Raw genomic sequence first — 16,276 nt, 5'->3', positions numbered from 1 at the left:
GGCGCGCGACGCCGGGCATCCCGGCTGGACGCACGCCCGAATCGCCCAAGTACGGCCCAGTACGAGGTCGACTCGGGCGCACGCCCACCCGGGCGCGGAATGGGGGCCCCTCCCGGCCGAAGGCTGGGGGAGCCGCGCGCTGATCCGACAAGATCGACCGGACAGACCCTGGCAGGGACTGTCAGACGGGTGCGCGATGATCGGCAGTGTGCGCACCCTGCCGAGCATCCTGCACCTCGACATGGACGCCTTCTTCGCCTCGGTGGAGCAGGCGGCCAAGCCGAGCCTGCGCGGCAAGCCGGTGATCGTCGGCGGGCTCGGCCTGCGCGGGGTGGTCTCCACCTGCTCCTACGAGGCGCGGGTCTTCGGGGTGCGGTCGGCGATGGCCACCGCGGTGGCCCGCCGGCTCTGTCCGAATGCCGCCTACCTGTGGCCGCGGTTCGTCGCCTACCGCGAGGTCAGCGAGCAGGTGATGGCGATGATCCGGGAACTCTCCCCGCTGGTCGAGCAACTGAGCGTGGACGAGGCCTATGTGGACCTCGAGGCCGGCCCGTACGGTCCGGCGCTGGCCGCCGCGACCCCCGCCGAGGGGGCCGAGCTGGTCCAGGCGATCGCCCAGGACCTGCGCGCCGACATCGAGGAGCGCACCGCGCTGACCGCCTCGATCGGCGCGGCCGGCTCGAAGCTGATGGCCAAGATCGCCTCCGAGCAGGCCAAGCCCAACGGCCTGGTGCTGGTGACGCCGGGTCAGGAGCGCGCGGTGCTCGGCCCGATGTCGGTGCGGGCGCTGCCCGGGGTCGGTCCGGCCACCGAGCAGGCGTTGCGCCGGGCCGGGCTGCTCACCGTGGCGGAGGTCGCCGAGCAGTCCGAGGACGAGTTGATGCGCCTGCTCGGCAAGGCCCACGGCGCCGGCGTGTCGCTGATGGCCCGCGGCCTGGACGAGCGCGAGGTGGTACCGGACCGGGACGCCAAGTCGGTCTCGGTGGAGGACACCTACGAGGTGGACCTGGCCGATCGCGATCGGATCCTGCACGAGCTGGACGAGCTGACCGCCCGCTGCGTGCGCCGTCTCAGGGCCGCCGGGCGGTCGGGGCGGACGGTGGTGATCAAGGTGCGGCGGTTCGACTTCAGCACCCTGACCCGGTCCGAGACGCTGCGCGGGCCGACCGACGACGAGCGGGTGATCGCCGCCACCGCGCGCCGGCTGGCCGCTCAGGTCAACCTCACCGGGGGCATCCGGCTGCTCGGGGTCGGGGTCTCCCAACTGGCCGAGTACACCCAGGAGGACCTCTTCGCGCATGCGGCCGAAGCAGAGGCGGCGGAAGCGGAGGCGGCGGAGGCGGAGATCGCTGCGCAGGCCGATGCGGATTCCTCGGGGCCCGAGCCGGAACCCGCCGCCGAACCGCTGCCGACCGCTTCGGCCGCCCAGCCGGTGCGGTGGCGGATCTGGCTCCCGGGTCAGGACGTGACGCACGAGGAGTACGGCCCGGGTTGGGTGCAGGGCAGCGGGGTGGGCCGGGTCACGGTCCGCTTCGAGACGCCGTACTCGCCGCCGGGGCGGGTACGGACCTTCCCGGTCGACGATGCGGCGCTGACGCCGTCGGACCCGCTGCCGCTGAGGCAGCGCCCGGAATAGCCGTCGCCCCCGTCCGGGCTTTCCGAACGGGGGCGACGGGGGTCCCCGGGTGCCGCCGATCCCTGGGCGGCACTCAGCGGACGGCTCCCCCAGCCTTCGGCCGGGAGGAGCCCAGCGTCAGGCGCTGGTCCTGGCGGGCTCGGCAGCGGCGTCGCTCGGCTGAGCGGCGGCCTCGACCGGAACCGGGGCGGGCCGGACGGTGCGGATCGCGAACGGGACGACGGCGGCGATCACGCACATCACGGCGGCCACCCAGTAGGCGTGCTGGTAGGCCTGCAGGGTCGGCAGCTGGATCGGGATCGGCAGGTGCTTGATGGTGTCGCCGGTGAGGATCGCGCCCATCACGGCGGTGCCGATCGCGCCACCGACGGTGCGCAGCACCGCGTTCATGCCGTTGGCGATGCCGCTCTGCTCGGCCGGGACGGCGCCGTTGATGTAGGCCGGCATGGCCGCGTAGGCCAGGCCCACGCCGAGGCCGAAGATCGCCGAAGCGAAGTAGATGTCACCCTCGGCGCTGTGCCGCACGGCCAGGTAGGCCATCGAGACGAAGCCGAGCAGGCCACCGAGGACCAGCGGCAGGCGCGGGCCGCGGCGGGCGATCAGCAGGGCGCCGACCGGGGCGGCGGCCATCGAGCCGAGCGCGGAGGGCAGCAGCATCACACCGGCGTGCAGCACGGTGGCGGTGAAGCCGTAGTGCGCGAGCTTGGCCGGGGTCTGGGCGAAGTTGCTGATCACCAGGAAGGAGCCGTACATCCCGAAGCCGATCAGCAGGCCGGAGATGTTGGTGAAGGCGACGGCCGGACGGGCCATCATCTTCATGTCCACCAGCGGGTGCTTGACCTTGACCTCGATGATCCCCCAGACCAGGGCGACCACGGCGGCGACGGCGAACAGGCCCAGCGTCTTGTTGGAGGTCCAGCCCCACTCGTTTCCGCGGCTGACCGCGATCAGCAGGGCGGAGAGCCAGCCGGCCAGGGTGAGCGCGCCCAGCGGGTCGGCGCCGCCGGCCTTGTCGACCACCGGGTCCTGCGGGACCCGCCAGATGACCAGGGCGACGGCGATCAGGCCGAAGATCAGGCCCATCCAGAAGATCGACTTGTAGTCCCAGTGCTCCAGCAGCAGACCGGTGGCGACCAGGCCGAGACCGCTGCCGACGCCCATCGAGGCGCTGATCGCGGCGACGCCGCCGGTCACCTTGTGCCGGGGCAGCTCGTCGCGGACGATGCTGATCGCCAGCGGCAGCACGCCACCGCCGGCGCCCTGCAGCACTCGGGCCAGCACCAGCAGGCCGAAGGAGTGGGTGGCCACGGCCAGCCCGGAGCCCAGCACCAGGCCGGACAGCGAGATCAGCAGCATCGGCTTGCGGCCGCGCAGGTCGCCGAAGCGGCCGAGCAGCGGGGTGAGCACGGCGGCCGAGAGCAGGTTGGCCGTCATCAGCCAGGTGATGTTGGAGCCCGAGACGTGCAGCTCCTTGGCCAGCGACGGCAGGATCGGCACCACGGCGGTCTGGATCACGCTGTAGGCCAGCATCGCCAGCACGAGGGCGGGCAGCACCCGGGCACTGCTCGGGTTCACGGCCGTGGCGGCGGGCTTGGCTGCCTCACTCACGGATGGCTCCTTCAGGGACGGGCTCTGGCGGCCTGTCAGGCTGCTTCAAGCCAGCGATAGTCAATGTGCTGAAGTAACCATGCCGAGAAGTGCTTCAGTTTGTCAAATATCTATCGCTGAAGCTTTGGGCAGGACGTCGGCCCGGAACCCGCGCCTGCGGGGTCCGGGCCGGAACGGCGCTGCTCAGCCCGTGGTCTTGGCGGCCTGAGTCTGCGACTGAGCCTGGGACTGAGTCGGAGCCTGGGCATGGGCATGGGCATGGGCCTGGGCCTGGGCCTGGGCCTGGGTATGGGGCTGGGGCTGGGCGTGGGTGCTGCCGGGGTCATCCGCGGGCGTGGTGCTGTCGTGGATCTCCACCTGCTCACGACGCAGCTCGTCCTTGATCACCTTCTCCTCGGTGTACCGCTCCACCACCAGTCGCACCCGCTCCAGCGGCGCGGTGAACTTGCGCACGGTCGGCCGTTCCTCGTGCAGCGTCACCTCCTCCACCGCCTCGGCGATCTCCTGCGCCGAGAGCGAGGACCGCTCCGCCTCGCCGACCGCGACCCGCTCCACCCGGACCCGCTCGCGCACCACCTCGACCCGGCGCTCCACCGGCTCGGTCACCACGTACTTGTGCATCCGGGCGGTGCCCAGCACATGCCACTCGTTGGTGATCTCCAGCCGCTCCTCGCGCAGGGTCAGCTCGATCGGGTCGGGCGGCGGCATGGTGGCGGTGCCCTCGGCGGCGGCCGGCTTGGCCGCGGCCGCGTGCACCGGGTCGGGGGTCGGCGTCGGGGTGGGCACCGGCTGGGGTTCCCGCTCGACCGGCTTGTCCAGGCCGATGGTGGTCGCCATCGGCGTGGTGGTGGTCTGGGTGGGGGTGGCCGCGTGGGTGGTGGTCGCGGCCGTCGGCCGGTTCGCGGTGGTGGTCGCGGCGCCGGCGGCGACGCCGAAGTCCATGTCCCGCGCGGTGTTCGAGGTGGCGGGCGTGTTGTTCGCGGCGGTCGGTCGGTCGGCGCCGGGCGAGTCCAGACCGTAGTACCGGTACAACTGCAGCTCCTGGGCGGGCGAGAGGTGCTGACCGACCCCGAAGTCCGGCGACTCCTTGATCAGCGACTTGTCGTAGGGCACGCGCAGTTCCTCGCCGGAGAACTCGCTCGTGGTCAGTGGGACGAAGGCGTCCCGGCCGAAGATCCCGGTGCGCACGGCCGCCCATTCGGGCTCGCCCGTCGCGTCGTCGAGGTAGACCTCGTCCACCGTGCCGATCTTGTCGCCGTTCCGGTCGACGGCCTTGTGCCCGATCAGGTCTCGGGGGTCGATGTCGGTCTGCACGCTTTCCTCCTGGTGCTACTACTTTCGATTCACACCAAAAGGCACCAAGCGGACAACGGCCAGCCGAACGCCGCCGTACGGGCTGGTCATGGGCCGTCCGGGGGAGTGCGATCGATCACCTGCCCGGTCACTGCGGGGGCCCGCGCTGGTACCCTTGGCGCGACCGCCGAACCCGCTCGGGAGAGTCCCCACCTCTTGGATTCCAAGGGCGTGAGGCGCCGAAGGAGCAACTCCTCCCCGGAATCTCTCAGGCATCCGTACCGTGTGGGATAGGTCACTCTGGAAAGCAGGGCAGGACCTCCGGCGAGGGAGCCGGTGGACCCCACCCTCACCGACGGTGCAAGCCGGCGGGGCATCAGCCCCGTGCGGGCGAAGCTCTCAGGTCCCGATGACAGAGGGGGAGGCCTGACGGCTCGTCCGCTGCAGGTCCGTCCGCTCCCCACGGCGGCGAGGCTCACGGCGTGCGCGCCCCCGCCGGTCCGTGACCAGGAGGCCTCGACCACCATGACTGCCCAGCCGACCGCCGGTCGTCCCCGCAGCTCCGCGACCCTCGCCGAACTCGAAGCGGCCAGCCCGTTCGAGTCGCGCCACATCGGCCCCGACGCCGCCGCCCAGGCGAAGATGCTCGCCCAGGTGGGCTACGGCTCACTGGCGGAGCTCTCCACCGCCGCCGTCCCCGAGGCGATCCGCAGCATCACCGGCCTGGACCTGCCGGCCGGCCGCAGCGAGGCCCAGGTCCTGGCCGAGCTGCGCGAGCTGGCCGGCCGCAACCAGGTGCTCACCCCGATGATCGGGCTGGGCTACTACGGCACCTTCACCCCGCCGGTGATCCTGCGCAACGTCATGGAGAACCCGGCCTGGTACACCGCCTACACCCCGTACCAGCCGGAGATCTCGCAGGGCCGGCTGGAGGCGCTGCTCAACTTCCAGACCCTGGTCTCCGACCTGACCGGCCTGCCGACCTCCGGCTCCTCGCTGCTGGACGAGGGCACCGCGGCCGCCGAGGCGATGGCCCTGGCCCGCCGGGTCACCAAGGTCAAGGGCGGTGTCTTCCTGGTCGACGCCGACACGCTGCCGCAGACCATCGCGGTGATCAAGACCCGCGCACTGCCGACCGGCGTCGAGGTGGTCGTCGCCGACCTCTCCGCCGGCATCCCGGCCGAGGTGGTCGAGCAGGGCGTCTTCGGCGTGCTGCTGCAGTACCCGGGCGCCTCCGGCGCGGTGCGCGACCTGACCGCCGTGATCGAGCAGGCGCACGGCCTGGGCGCGATCGTCGCGGTCGCCGCCGACCTGCTGGCGCTCACCCTGCTCAAGTCGCCCGGCTCGCTCGGCGCCGACATCGCCTGCGGCACCTCGCAGCGCTTCGGCGTGCCGATGGGCTTCGGCGGCCCGCACGCCGGCTACCTCTCGGTGCGCGCCGAGTACGCCCGCTCGCTGCCCGGCCGCCTGGTCGGCGTCTCGGTGGACGCCGACGGCCACCGCGCCTACCGGCTGGCGCTGCAGACCCGCGAGCAGCACATCCGCCGCGAGAAGGCCACCAGCAACATCTGCACCGCCCAGGTGCTGCTCGCCGTGATGGCCTCGATGTACGCCGTCTACCACGGCCCCGACGGCCTGGCCGACATCGCCCACCGCACCCACCGCTACGCCGCCGCGCTGGCCGAGGGCCTGCGGGCCGGCGGCGTCGAGCTGGCCCACCAGGCCTTCTTCGACACCGTCACCGCCAAGGTCCCGGGCCGGGCCGCCGAGGTCGTGGTCGCCGCCCGAGGCGAGGGCGTCAACCTGTACCAGGTCGACGCGGACACCGTCTCGATCTCCTGCGACGAGACCACCACCCGCGAGCACCTGGCCGCCGTCTGGACCGCCTTCGGGGTGGCCGGCGCGGAGGTGGCCGAGGCCGCCGACACGCTGCCCGCCGAGCTGCTGCGCGAGGACGAGTACCTGACCCACCCGGTCTTCCACAGCCACCGCTCGGAGACCGCGATGCTGCGCTACCTGCGCCGCCTCTCGGACCGGGACTACGCGCTGGACCGCGGCATGATCCCGCTCGGCTCCTGCACCATGAAGCTCAACGCCACCACCGAGATGGAGGCGGTCACCTGGCCGGAGTTCGGCCAGCTGCACCCCTTCGCCCCGATCGAGCAGGCCCAGGGCTACCTGACGCTGATCCGCCAGCTGGAGCAGCAGCTGGTCGAGGTCACCGGCTACGACGCCGTCTCGATCCAGCCGAACGCCGGCTCGCAGGGCGAGTTCGCCGGCCTGCTGGCGGTGCGCGCCTACCACCACGCCAACGGCGACGTCCAGCGCGACGTCTGCCTGATCCCCGCCTCGGCGCACGGCACCAACGCCGCCTCCGCGGTGATGGCCGGCATGCGGGTGGTCGTGGTCAAGACGCTGACCGACGGCGACGTGGACGTCGAGGACCTCAAGGCGAAGATCGAGCAGCACCGCGAGCAGCTCGCCGTGCTGATGGTCACCTACCCGTCCACCCACGGCGTGTTCGAGACCCAGATCACCGAGATCTGCGGCCTGGTGCACGAGGCCGGCGGCCAGGTGTACGTGGACGGCGCCAACCTGAACGCGCTGGTCGGCCTGGCCAAGCCGGGCAAGTTCGGCGCCGACGTCTCGCACCTCAACCTGCACAAGACCTTCTGCATCCCGCACGGCGGTGGCGGCCCGGGCGTCGGTCCGGTCGCGGTGCGCGCGCACCTGGCGCCGTACCTGCCCAACCACCCGCTGCAGAGCGAGGCGGGCCCGGCCACCGGCGTCGGCCCGATCTCGGCCGCCCCGTGGGGCTCGGCCGCGATCCTGCCGATCTCCTGGGCGTACGTGCGGCTGATGGGCGGCGAGGGCCTCAAGCGCGCCACCCAGGTCGCGGTGCTGAACGCCAACTACATCGCCAAGCGCCTCGCCCCGCACTTCCCGGTGCTGTACACCGGCCCCGGTGGCCTGGTCGCGCACGAGTGCATCATCGACCTGCGCCCGCTCACCAAGGAGACGGGGGTGACCGTGGACGACATCGCCAAGCGCCTGATCGACTACGGCTTCCACGCCCCGACCATGTCCTTCCCGGTGGCCGGCACGCTGATGATCGAGCCCACCGAGTCCGAGGACCTGCACGAGATCGACCGCTTCTGCGACGCGATGATCGAGATCCGTGCGGAGATCGACAAGGTCGGCTCGGGCGAGTGGGCCGCGGACGACAACCCGCTGCGCAACGCCCCGCACACCGCCGCCACGCTGGCCGGCGACTGGGCGCACGGCTACTCGCGCCACGACGCGGTCTTCCCCGCGGGCGTCAACCCGGCGGACAAGTACTGGCCGCCGGTGCGCCGGATCGACGGCGCCTACGGCGACCGCCACCTGGTCTGCTCCTGCCCGCCGCTGGACGAGTACGGGGTCTGACGGGATTGACGAAGTCCCCTGCGGCACTGCCGCAGGGGACCTCGTCGTGTTCGCGCCGGTAGGGCGGCGGTCAGGCGGCGATCACCAGGGAGCGGCGGGGCGCGATCACCCGGCCGTCCGGCAGCAGCTCGCCGGTGTCCTCGAAGAGCAGGACCCCGTTGCAGAGCAGGCTCCAGCCCTGCTCGGGGTGGCGGGCGACCGGCTCGGCCGCCTCACGGTCGGCGGACTCGGCCGACGGGCACTCAGGTCGGTGCTGGCACATCGTTGTACCTCGCTTCACTCAACGATCCACGCCCCCCGCAGTGGCACTCAGGTGTGAACCCGCGCGTCTGTGGGTAGGAAGGTGGTCCTTCCACGCTGGGTCCCAGTGTCGGCGTCGGTGGGCCCTCGCGCAGCGGTTTCGGTGACATGTGCCACAACTGTGGCCCAGAGATCACCCATTCAGATGGTTGGCGGCGGTTTTGGGGCACCGAAAGGGCCACCCGGCCCTGACCTGGCCGGGTGGCTGCGGGGTAGTCCATCGGGGTGAGGCGGTCGTTCTCCGGTGAAGACTGGAGGCTGAAGGCCACCGCTCGGGCGGAGGCCTTCTCTCAGGCGAACGCCGTCACTCTGGCCGACGGCCGGGTGAGCAGGGCGAGCAGCTGGTCGGCCGGATAGGCGTGGTGCGCGGTGATGCCCAGTGGGGCGGGCGCCAGCGGCAGCAGCAGGTCGCCCTCGGGGTCGGCCTCGGTGGCGTGCAGCCACAGCGCGGTGGCGTAGTGGTCCGGCATCGACAGCAGCCGGGCCTGGAAGAGGGTGCGGCTCGGCTGGACCAGCTGCCAGGCCTCGGCCAGCGCCTGCACGGTGGAGTCCAGGTAGGGGCCGGCGGCGAAGTGCGCGAAGGTGTGGCCCTCGGTGGACTTCACCACCTCGGCGGCCGCCAGCACCGCGCCGCCGTGCTTGACCAGGAACCGCCAGCCCGTCCGGGGCGCTGCGGCCAGCGCGCGCGCCGTCGCGGTACCCGGCGGCAGCTGATGGACTGCCAGCGGATGGGACGGCAGCAGCGGGCCGGTGGTACTGCGTAGCGCCGCCGCGCCGGACTGCCGCAGGGCGGCCTCCGAGGTCAGGGCGGCCAGCACGGCCCGTAGGGCGCTGGGCGGGGGCTGAGGTGTCTGCAAGGTCATGGCGGGTCGCCTCTCCGTGCGAGATCGGCGTGCGAAGGCGGCATACCGGCGTGGCGCGAAGGGCCGGGTCCGGTTGGGCGTGATCGCGGGGCTGGGCGCGCGAGGGGGCTCCGCGGCAAGCGATGAGTGCAGCGCGGAGTCTACTCGAACAAGTGCGCAGGGTGACCTGTTTATCACCTTCTGTCGTGCACGGCAAGTCGGGAGGGAGGTGAGAAATCGTCAGATCCCTTGTGCCGCACGGCATTACCCGGAGTCGGGTATCGATCTTCCGGGTGGGCATGATGCAGGGCACGGTGTCTCGGCCTGAGGGGGTATCCATGGGGGAGAAGGTCATCGCGACCCGAGCCGATCTGTCCGATCGGCAGCAGTACCGGCGCAAACTGCAGTCCTGCCAGGAGGCGCTGGAGCGGATGCTCCGGGAGGGGCGGTTCGACCGCCCGCGGGCGGTGCTCGGCCTGGAGATCGAGCTCAACCTCGCCGACGAACAGGGCCTGCCGCTGCTGCGCAACGAGCAGGTGCTCGCCGCGATCGCCTCCGCCGACTTCCAGACCGAACTGGGCCAGTTCAACATCGAGGTCAACATCGCGCCACACCGGCTGAGCGGCCACGTCTTCGAGGAACTGCGCGAGGAGCTGGACATCGGGCTGCGCTACGCCGACCGGCGGGCCGCCGAGGCCGGCGCCCGGATCGTCATGGTGGGTGTGCTGCCGACCCTGGACCTGGCCCACACCGGGCTGGACGCGATGTCCCACAACAACCGCTACAGCCTGCTCAGCGACCAGATCATGGCGGCCCGCGGCGAGGACATCGCGCTGGACATCGAGGGCGTGGAGCGCCTGGAGCTGGAGTCGGTGACCATGGTGGCCGAGGCGGCCGCGACCTCGCTGCAGCTGCACCTGCAGGTCACCCCGGACCGGTTCGCCCCGGTCTGGAACGCCGCCCAGGCGATCGCCGCCGTCCAGGTGGCGCTGGGCGCCAACTCGCCGTTCCTGTTCGGCCGCGAACTGTGGCGGGAGACCCGCCCGGTCCTCTTCCAACAGGCCTGTGACACCCGTTCGGCCGAGCTCAAGGCCCAGGGCGTGCGCCCCATCACCTGGTTCGGGGAGCGCTGGGTGAACTCCGCGCTGGAGCTCTTCGCCGAGAACCTGCGCTACTTCCCGGCCCTGCTGCCGATCTGCGACGACGAGGACCCGGCCAAGGTGCTCGCCTCCGGCGGCATACCGCGGCTCGCCGAGATGCGACTGCACAACGGCACCGTCTACCGCTGGAACCGCCCGGTCTACGACGTCGCCGACGGCGTCCCGCACCTGCGGGTGGAGAACCGTTGCCTGCCGGCCGGCCCGACGGTCGTCGACACGCTGGCCAACGCCGCCTTCTACTACGGACTGGTCCGGGTGCTCGCCGAACAGCCCAGGCCGATCTGGAACAAGCTGCCGTTCGCCAAGGCCGACGAGAACTTCCACACCGCCGCCCGCTACGGCATCGACGCCTCGGTGCACTGGCCGCGCCAGGGCCGCGGCGCCCGCGGCGCCCTGACCGAGGTGCCGGTGGTCGACCTGGTGCTCGGCGAGCTGCTGCCGCTGGCCCACCAGGGGCTGGACGAGTGGGGCGTGCAGCCCGCCGACCGGGACCGCTACCTCGGCATCATCGAGCAGCGCTGCCTGCGCCGCACCAACGGCGCCAACTGGCAGGCCGCCACCGTGCACCAGCTGCGCGAGCGGTACGGGATGGACCGGGCCACCGCGCTGGCCACCATGACCCGCCGGTACATGGAGCTGTCCCGGGCCGGGGAGCCGGTGCACACCTGGCCGGTGGGGTGAGGGCTGCGTTTCGGCCGGTGGGGCGCGCTGCGTTCAGGGGCAGGCTCAGCACGGTGTGACAAGATGATCCGCCATGACGATGGCACCTCCCGCACAGCCCGCGAACACCCTGCCACCCGGTGACCGCGGGCGCCGGCTGCTCGGCGCGGAGCTGCTCATCGTGCTCGGCCTCTCGCTCGGCGCCAGCGGGATCGGCGCACTGATCAGCTTCACCGACTCGCTCACCCAGAACGTCGCGCTCTCCCACCAGACCGCCGCGCTCAACACTTCCGCGGCCCCCGGCCGCCCGTGGATCGACCTGGCCTGGCAGCTCTACTACATCTGCCGCGGCCTGATGCCCGTGGTGCTGGTCGGCTACCTGCTGATCCGCGAGGGCACCTCACTGCGGGTGCTCGGCTTCGACCTGCGACGCAAGCTCGCCGACCTCGGGCGCGGCGCGGCCGTGGCCGCCGTGATCGGCGGCAGCGGCCTGGCGCTCTACTTCGGCTCGCGGGCGGCCGGCTTCAACCTCACCGTGGTGCCCTCCGGGTTGCCCGACGTCTGGTGGCGGATCCCGGTCCTGATCCTCTCCGCCTGCCAGAACGCGGTGCTGGAGGAGGTGGTGGTGCTCGGCTACCTGATCCGCCGACTCGACCAGCGCGGCTGGGGGGCCGTGGCGGTGCTGCTGACCAGCGCGGCGGTGCGCGGCTCGTACCACCTCTACCAGGGGATCGGCGGGCTGGTCGGCAACATGGTGATGGGGGCGGTCTTCGTCCTGCTGTACCGGCGCTGGGGGCGGGTGATGCCGCTGGTGGCGGCGCACGCGCTGATCGACACGGTGGCCTTCGTGGGGTACGCGCTGCTGCACGGGCACGTGGGATGGCTCAACTGAGGAGGCCGGCTCAGGGCGTGCTGTGCAGGGTGCCGGTCAGCACCGTGACGGCGCGGCCCGAGAGCAGGACCCGGTCGCCGCGCAGCTCGCAGTGGACCAGGCCGCCGCGCGCCGAGGCCTGGTACCCCGTCAGCTCGGTACGGCCCAGGCGCTCGGCCCAGAACGGGGCCAGCGCGGTGTGCGCGCTGCCGGTCACCGGGTCCTCGGCCACCCCGGCGGCGGGCGCGAAGTAGCGCGAGACGACCTGGTAGCCCTCGCTCGGATCCTCGGCCCGGGCGGTGACCACGATGCCCCTGGCCCGCTGCCGGGTGACCGCGGCCAGGTCCGGGGCCAGGCCGCGGACCGCGTGCTCGCTGCGGACCTCGGCGACCAGGATGTCCAGCGGGCCGGTGGTGCGGCAGCTCAGCACCGTTGTCCCGAGCGCCTCCTCCAGCCCGTCGGGGATCTCGGCCGCGGCCAGGCGCGCGGCCGGGAAGTCCAGACTGATCATCGAGTCCGCGCGCGGCGTCGCGGTGAGTACGCCGCTCAGCGAGCTGAACCGGATCGGCCCTTCGGGCGCCAGGCCGTGGGCGCGCAGCGCATGCGCGGCCGCGAGGGTGCCGTGGCCGCAGAGCGGGACCTCGGTCATCGGGGTGAACCAGCGCAGCGCCCAGTCGGCCTCGTCCCGGTCGGTGCTCGGCAGCACGAAGGCCGTCTCCGAGAGGTTCATCTCGCGCGCGACCTGACGCAGCCAGCGCTCCTGCGGCCACTGCTCCCGGGGCCACTGCTCGCCCGTCAGCAGACAGACGGCGGCCGGGTTGCCGGCGAACGGGCGATCCGTGAAGGCGTCGATGATCGAGATGCGCATTCCGTGAGCGTAGACGCTGTCGGTCCGCGCCGGGCAGGGCCAATGACCGACGAGTGGCCTGGACCGCCACGGGTCCAGGCCACTCGGTCGAGTCGACCTGCTACGCCGGGCTAGCCGCCGTCTCCTGCACCTGGGCGTAGGGAGCGAGCTTGCGGAGCGACTCGATGTTCTTCAGCAGCGATTCCCTGGTCTCGTGCGCGTCGCCGACCACGACGACCGCACCGTTGCTCGCCTTGAGCCGGAACCGGTGCATGCCGCTCTCGTCGGTGTAGAGCTCGAACTTGCCTGCCATGGGGATGGTCCTCTCACTATGGTTGCCCCCTTCTGACGCACGGTAGGCGGTCGGTGACGGGTGCGCATGTCGGACGGTCCGTCAGGGACGGGGCGTTGGTGTTGAGGTCCGCGCCTTCGTCCTGTCGGGAGGGCCGGGCGGGGCGCCGGCGGTGGACAGCAGGCCGCCGGTCAGCAGGCGGCCGGTCAGCGGCTCGGGTCGGATGCGGGTCGACACCTGGCCGGGCAGCTGCGAACCGGTGGGGACCGAGGCCCGGCAGCCGGGCTCGTCCCCAGGTGAATCCTCGGTCGCGTCCGCGTGCCCGAGCACGGTGACGCTCCAGTCGCTGCCGTCCGCTTCGCCGACCTCGCCTGCTTCGAAGGCGACCAGCGCGCCGGAGACCGCGCGGACGAGCTCGGAGCGGGCGTCGGCCCGCAGCAGCACACTGCCGGCGTCGTTCACCGGCCGGATCGCCGACCACGACGGCGACGCAACCCTCGACAGCACCTGCCGAGGGTCTGGCAGGTGCTGTCCCTGATGGATCGTCAGCCAGTGGGCGAGGCAGTGCTGTTCGGCGTCTGCTTGGCCACCGATCGGGTGATGATGGGCCATTCGTTGTGGTACTGCTTGAACGGCAGGTCCTTCTCGAGCAGCGGAGTGCCGAGGACGGCGATGCGCGCCATGACGGCTCCCGTCACGTCGAGGCCGCCGTAGAGGCCGGCCGTGCCGGTGACGGTGGGAGCGGCGCCGCTGCTGTCGATGCTGACCTCGCCGTTCACCGCCGCCCGCAGGTACGGCTCGACGGTCGCCTTCACGCCCAGGCTGTCGTAGAGCGCGACGGACCCGTCCGCGACCAGGCCGCTGCGCACGTTGGCGGAGCCGGTGAACCTGGCCTTGACCGGGGAGACCTTGGTGGTGACCGGTTCGGTCGCCGAGGTCCAGCCGGCCGCCTTGGTGTAGTCGGCGTGGATCGCCCAGGCGCCGTCGAGCTGCTGCGTGGTGTCGACGGTGACGGTGCCGTCGGCACTGACCTCGGCGTAGACGGTCAGGTTGAGGGTGATCACGACGGGCACCGAACCGACCATCACCGTCGGGGTGGCGGTGAGGGTGGCGATCGGGATCTTCACCTGGCCGGTGGAGCCGGAAAGGCTCGCGGTGAGGTGCCAGTTGGCGTGCGCGCCGAGGTCGAAGCCGACCTTGGCCTGGTCGGCGCCGAGGATGCCGGTGGTGCCGTGGTAGGAGAAGGTCACGCTGGGGTCGAGTTCCAGCGAGCCGCTGAGGGTGGCCGTGGCCCCGCCGGGCAGCGGGATGCTGTCGTTCGCGTCCAGCTCGAGGGCGGCCGAGGCGGAGCCGCTGCCGCCGTCGGGCTTCGGGACGTAGGAGGCCTTGAGGTCCTTGAGCTTCGGGGTGACCTGGATCTTGTGCGGGTCGAGCGCGCTCTTGATGTCGGCCCAGGTCCGGCCGAGCAGTTCGGAGATGGTGGCCGGGCGGGTGCTGGCCACCACCTTGCCATTGGCGGCCGGCTTGACGTCGGTGATGGCGAGCAGGGCTCCGTGCGGCGCGGCGGCCGACGGCGGGCTGTCGATCAGCTGGCCGGGCCGGACGGCAGCGGCGGCCGCCGCCGAGCCGGCCGGGCTGGGGGTGGCCGCTGCCGAGGTGGCCGGGTCGGGGCTGGCTGCTGCCGTCCGGGCCGGGCTGGGCGTTCCCGGGCCGGGCGTGCCCGAACTGGGCGCTCCTGGGTTGTCGGCGACGGTGAGGACGGCCTTGCCGCTCGCCTGGTCGTAGGAGTCCAGCTTGAGGTCGGGGGTGGCGGCTGCGGTGGGTGTTCCGGACGGAACCGCGCCGGTAGACGCCTGGTTCGGCGCGGACACCGGAGCCGGGGTCGGAGTGGTGGCGGTGGGGCCGCCGCTGCTCGGGCCGGCCGGCGTCTGGTCGGAGGCCGGGGTCACCAGGGTCACCCGCTGGCTCGCCGAGGCGCTCGACGTGTCCGACGGGTTCCCGTCGGTCGTGTTGGGCGCGGCCAGGGCGGCGGCGCTGGAAGGGTTGGCGGACTGGGCGGCCGGCGCGGTCGGATCGCAGGCGCTGAGCGAGAGCACAACGGATGCGGCGAGCACGGGCAGCCCGAGGGTGCGCATTGTGGACATGCGGAGGGTCACCTTCGGCGAAAGGCGGACAGGGGCAGCCGGCAGAGCGATGAAGTGTCACGCTCATGCCAGATGTGACGTCGGCAAGTTCCACCTCGGGGGAGCCTCGGTGGCTGCTGGCAGGTCAAGGGGGATGCGTGGGTGGTGGCCGAAGTCCGCCGTCGGCCGAGCCTGCGAAGAATCGTCGTTCTCCGAGGCCATGCCCGCCGGCACCAGGTGCCGCCAGGCAGGATCCACCTGGCGCCCGCTAAAACTAGAGCCAGTAGTTTTGCCTGGCGTGAACGTACACTAGTCGGCGTTCGCCGCCCAACACGGGGTGGACGAATCCGGACAGCGAGAGGAGGGCCAGATGGGCAGACCGTCGCGGCCGATGCTGACCCGGGACGGGATCATGCAGGCCGCTCTCGCACTGGTCGACGAGGAAGGCGCCGAGGCCCTGTCGACCACCCGGCTCGCAGCCCGCCTCGGCGTCAAGGGTCCGTCCCTCTACAACTACGTCTCCAGCCGCGCCGAGATCGTGGACGGGGTCAGCGAACTCATCGTCGCCGAGATGGATCTCGATCCGACCATCCGCCCCTGGACCGCGGCTCTCGACAGCTGGGCGCGCGCCTACCGCGCCACCTTCGCCGCTCACCCGAACATGGTTCCGCTGCTGGTGATGCGGCCGGCGCAGTCCATCGCCGCACTCCAGGGCTACACCGACACCTTCGCGGTGCTGCGCGAGGCGGGCTGGCCGGAGGACCGCCTGGCGCCGATCGTGCAGTGCCTCGAGTACTTCCTCGCCGGCGCGGCCCTCGACTTCGGCCTGCCGCGCGCGGTGCAGAGCGAGGGCCTGGCGTCGAGCCCGGACCCCACCCTCCCCGGCTCGCTCCGCCTCAGTGACCTGGCCTTCGAAACCGGCCTCAGCATCCTGATCCGCGGCTTCGAGGAAACCCTGGACAACCTGCCTTCCCAGCAGCACGACTGACGCAGCCTCAGGTCTAGGTCTCGCGCCCCTCGGCCGGATCCGATGCTGGGTCAGGTCGGCTTCTGACATAGCGAGTAAGCGCTTACCTGTGCCGTCCCGGAGGCCGAAACCTCTCGGGCGGTAGATGACGATGTGTCAGGGCGGTTCCCCGTAGGTACACGGCCTACTCCAGGGGCGCCCGGGTCCGGTAGCGGCGCGGGGCAGGATGCCTGCGGGTGGGGGGTCGACAG

General features: G+C 72.0%; 13 protein-coding genes and 2 riboswitches. Of the genes, 5 read left to right on the top strand and 8 right to left on the bottom strand.

The window, feature by feature from the left end; translation table 11 throughout:
- Nucleotides 1-208: 208 nt before the first annotated feature.
- On the top strand, nucleotides 209-1,636 hold the full coding sequence (locus BR98_RS15505) for a DNA polymerase IV (protein ID WP_035852390.1): 1,428 nt from the start codon (nucleotides 209-211) through the stop codon (nucleotides 1,634-1,636).
- A gap of 117 nt (nucleotides 1,637-1,753) precedes the next feature.
- Here the strand turns inward: BR98_RS15505 and BR98_RS15500 are convergent, their stop codons facing one another.
- A complete protein-coding gene (locus BR98_RS15500) occupies nucleotides 1,754-3,244 on the bottom strand; it encodes an MFS transporter (protein WP_051969809.1) in 1,491 nt (496 codons plus the stop codon).
- Between the two features lie 183 nt (nucleotides 3,245-3,427).
- Entirely contained in the window at nucleotides 3,428-4,558 is a 1,131-nt protein-coding gene (locus tag BR98_RS37070) for a PRC and DUF2382 domain-containing protein (protein WP_063774790.1), read from the bottom strand.
- A 167-nt stretch (nucleotides 4,559-4,725) separates the two neighbouring features.
- Nucleotides 4,726-4,831, top strand: a riboswitch (glycine riboswitch).
- A 1-nt stretch (nucleotide 4,832) separates the two neighbouring features.
- Nucleotides 4,833-4,960, top strand: a riboswitch (glycine riboswitch).
- Between the two features lie 102 nt (nucleotides 4,961-5,062).
- Between BR98_RS37070 and gcvP the strand changes: the two genes are divergently transcribed.
- Nucleotides 5,063-7,963 (top strand): aminomethyl-transferring glycine dehydrogenase, encoded by a 2,901-nt coding sequence (gene gcvP, locus BR98_RS15490; RefSeq protein ID WP_035845220.1) that lies wholly within the window; start codon nucleotides 5,063-5,065, stop codon nucleotides 7,961-7,963.
- A gap of 70 nt (nucleotides 7,964-8,033) precedes the next feature.
- On the opposite strand, the gene BR98_RS15485 is transcribed toward gcvP, so the two are convergent.
- The gene (locus BR98_RS15485) at nucleotides 8,034-8,225 is read right to left on the bottom strand and encodes a DUF5999 family protein (protein WP_035845218.1); all 192 of its coding nucleotides are present in this window, start codon (nucleotides 8,223-8,225) and stop codon (nucleotides 8,034-8,036) included.
- Between the two features lie 328 nt (nucleotides 8,226-8,553).
- Complete coding sequence (locus BR98_RS15480; RefSeq protein ID WP_035845216.1) at nucleotides 8,554-9,126, bottom strand: hypothetical protein; 573 nt, start codon at nucleotides 9,124-9,126, stop codon at nucleotides 8,554-8,556.
- A gap of 317 nt (nucleotides 9,127-9,443) precedes the next feature.
- Between BR98_RS15480 and BR98_RS15475 the strand changes: the two genes are divergently transcribed.
- Together BR98_RS15475 and BR98_RS15470 are read left to right on the top strand one after the other, a co-directional pair.
- Complete coding sequence (locus BR98_RS15475; RefSeq protein WP_035845214.1) at nucleotides 9,444-10,946, top strand: glutamate-cysteine ligase family protein; 1,503 nt, start codon at nucleotides 9,444-9,446, stop codon at nucleotides 10,944-10,946.
- Nucleotides 10,947-11,025: 79 nt separating this feature from the next.
- Complete coding sequence (locus BR98_RS15470; protein ID WP_051971076.1) at nucleotides 11,026-11,817, top strand: CPBP family intramembrane glutamic endopeptidase; 792 nt, start codon at nucleotides 11,026-11,028, stop codon at nucleotides 11,815-11,817.
- 10 nt (nucleotides 11,818-11,827) lie between these two features.
- On the opposite strand, the gene BR98_RS15465 is transcribed toward BR98_RS15470, so the two are convergent.
- The 4 genes from BR98_RS15465 to BR98_RS15450 form a co-directional block, all read right to left on the bottom strand.
- Nucleotides 11,828-12,664 (bottom strand): PhzF family phenazine biosynthesis protein, encoded by an 837-nt coding sequence (locus BR98_RS15465; RefSeq protein ID WP_035845212.1) that lies wholly within the window; start codon nucleotides 12,662-12,664, stop codon nucleotides 11,828-11,830.
- 100 nt (nucleotides 12,665-12,764) lie between these two features.
- Complete coding sequence (locus BR98_RS15460) at nucleotides 12,765-12,956, bottom strand: YegP family protein (protein WP_035845210.1); 192 nt, start codon at nucleotides 12,954-12,956, stop codon at nucleotides 12,765-12,767.
- Nucleotides 12,957-13,037: 81 nt separating this feature from the next.
- Complete coding sequence (locus BR98_RS15455) at nucleotides 13,038-13,442, bottom strand: PNPOx family protein (RefSeq protein WP_157537797.1); 405 nt, start codon at nucleotides 13,440-13,442, stop codon at nucleotides 13,038-13,040.
- Nucleotides 13,443-13,480: 38 nt separating this feature from the next.
- The gene (locus BR98_RS15450) at nucleotides 13,481-15,079 is read right to left on the bottom strand and encodes a hypothetical protein (RefSeq protein ID WP_157537795.1); all 1,599 of its coding nucleotides are present in this window, start codon (nucleotides 15,077-15,079) and stop codon (nucleotides 13,481-13,483) included.
- A gap of 349 nt (nucleotides 15,080-15,428) precedes the next feature.
- Between BR98_RS15450 and BR98_RS15445 the strand changes: the two genes are divergently transcribed.
- Nucleotides 15,429-16,046: a TetR/AcrR family transcriptional regulator gene (locus BR98_RS15445; RefSeq protein ID WP_051969807.1), complete on the top strand. Its 618-nt coding sequence runs from the start codon at nucleotides 15,429-15,431 to the stop codon at nucleotides 16,044-16,046.
- Nucleotides 16,047-16,276 lie beyond the last annotated feature (230 nt).

It is taken from the genome of Kitasatospora azatica KCTC 9699 (assembly GCF_000744785.1).
Lineage (GTDB): Bacteria > Actinomycetota > Actinomycetes > Streptomycetales > Streptomycetaceae > Kitasatospora > Kitasatospora azatica.
The sequence above is the reverse complement of the archived record's forward strand: the minus strand, read 5'-3'. Positions and strand labels throughout refer to the sequence as shown.